3 protein-coding genes are annotated in these 1,750 nt (G+C 63.9%); all 3 read left to right on the top strand.

The window, feature by feature from the left end; genetic code table 11:
* The first annotated feature begins 128 nt into the window (after positions 1-128).
* Genes K0M70_RS12770 through atpE form a run of 3 tightly spaced genes read left to right on the top strand, consistent with a single transcriptional unit; the run spans position 129 to position 1,700 of the window.
* The gene (locus K0M70_RS12770) at positions 129-503 is read left to right on the top strand and encodes a hypothetical protein (protein ID WP_290782522.1); all 375 of its coding nucleotides are present in this window, start codon (positions 129-131) and stop codon (positions 501-503) included.
* On the top strand, positions 500-1,375 hold the full coding sequence (gene atpB, locus K0M70_RS12765; protein WP_290782520.1) for a F0F1 ATP synthase subunit A: 876 nt from the start codon (positions 500-502) through the stop codon (positions 1,373-1,375). The genes K0M70_RS12770 and atpB overlap by 4 nt, the downstream gene beginning before the upstream one ends.
* A gap of 52 nt (positions 1,376-1,427) precedes the next feature.
* A complete protein-coding gene (atpE, locus tag K0M70_RS12760; RefSeq protein WP_290782518.1) occupies positions 1,428-1,700 on the top strand; it encodes a F0F1 ATP synthase subunit C in 273 nt (90 codons plus the stop codon).
* The last annotated feature ends 50 nt before the right edge of the window (positions 1,701-1,750 follow it).

Raw genomic sequence — 1,750 nt, 5'->3', positions numbered from 1 at the left:
GGCGTTTTTCTTTGGCGTGACGGCAAAAATTCTTTCGCGAGACCACAAAAAAAGCCGAATTCGCCTTGTTGCCTGGCTTGCGCCACTGCTATACTTCCGCCGCTTAAGGGAACGCTACTGAGTACGAAGTGAGCCGCGCGTCCCGCCCCGTTACCCCCCACGCCCTGCTGCCGCCGTTGTGCCAATTGGCCGTGGGTGTGGTCGGCGCCGCCAGCCTGGCGGCGACCCTGGGCGGTAGCGCTGCACTGGCCTTGATGGCGGGTGTGGCGGTGATCGCAGCAGCACAACTCGTCTTCAGCTGGCGAACCGAACTGAGGTCGCACTCCGCGACGGCCCACCGGATGTTCGGTCGGCTCATCCTCGGGACGGTGCTCAAGTGGCTGGTGATCGGCGCGGGGCTGGCCATTGCCATGACACAGGGGCTCAACCCGACATACGTACTGGGGGGCGCGCTGCTTGCCTTCCTCACCCATTTGATCTGCTTGCCATGGTTGCTTCGATGAATCGACTCCTTCAAGTCGCCGGTGACAGTCCCAGCGAATACGTAACCCACCATCTGGACCACTGGACCGTTTCCATCGGTGACGGCTGGTTCATGAAGCTCAACGTCGACAGCCTGCTGGTGTCGGTGACGATCGGCCTGCTGGGTCTGGGACTGTTCTGGCTGATGGGTCGCCGCGCCACCGCGGGCGTTCCCGGCAAGCTGCAGGCCTTCCTTGAAATCGTGGTCGAGTTCATCGACACCCAGGTTCGGGACGTCTTCCACGGCGACCGCAAGTTCGTCGCGCCGCTGGCGCTCACGATCTTCGTCTGGATCTTCCTCATGAACGCGATGAAGATGCTGCCGGTGGACCTGGTGCCAGGCCTGGCGAAGGCCGCGGGCAGCGAGTACTTCCGCGCCGTGCCCACCGCCGACCTCAACACCACCCTGGCGATTTCCACCACGGTGCTGATGCTGATGTTCGCCTTCGCAATCAAGGCCAAGGGTGGCTTCGGTTTCGCCAAGGAACTGCTGACCGCGCCCTTCCATGCCCACGGCACCGGAATGAAGCTGGTGCTGGCTCCGGCCAACTTCGGCCTCAACGTCATCGAGTACCTGTCCAAGCCGGTCAGCCTGGCCATGCGTCTGTTCGGCAACATGTTTGCCGGTGAACTGGTGTTCCTGCTGATTGCGCTGCTGGGCGCCGCGGGCGGCCACTTCATCATGGACGTGGGCGGCTTCGGCGGCACCACCGGCGGCATCCTGGCTTTCCTGGGCGCCGTGCTCGCGGGCGCCGGCTGGTCCATCTTCCATATCCTGGTGATCACTCTCCAGGCGTACATCTTCATGATTCTCACCGTGGTCTATCTCTCGATGTCCACGGAAGCGCACTGATCCACCCTTATCGCTTTTCCCTTAACTTGACCCTGTAAAAAAGGACTGCACCATGGACATGACCCTCGTCGCCGCCATCCAGAGCTCCACCGCGCTTGCCATCGGCATCATCATCGGCCTGGGCGCGCTCGGCGCCTGCATCGGCATCGGCATCATGGGCTCGAAGTTCCTCGAGAGCGCCGCGCGCCAGCCGGAACTGGTCCCGATGCTGTCGGGCCGCATGTTCCTGCTCGCCGGCCTGATCGACGCCGCGTTCATCATCGGCCTTGCCATCGCGCTGTTCTTCGCGTTCGCGAACCCGCTGCTGGCCGCGCTGGGCGGCTAAGCGGCCCGACTCGCTCCATGGGGTGGGGGCCCCCGGCCGCCCCCCCCCCC

This window comes from Arenimonas sp. (assembly GCF_019459675.1).
Classification (GTDB): Bacteria; Pseudomonadota; Gammaproteobacteria; order Xanthomonadales; family Xanthomonadaceae; genus Arenimonas.
This window is presented reverse-complemented; position numbering and strand designations above follow the sequence as displayed.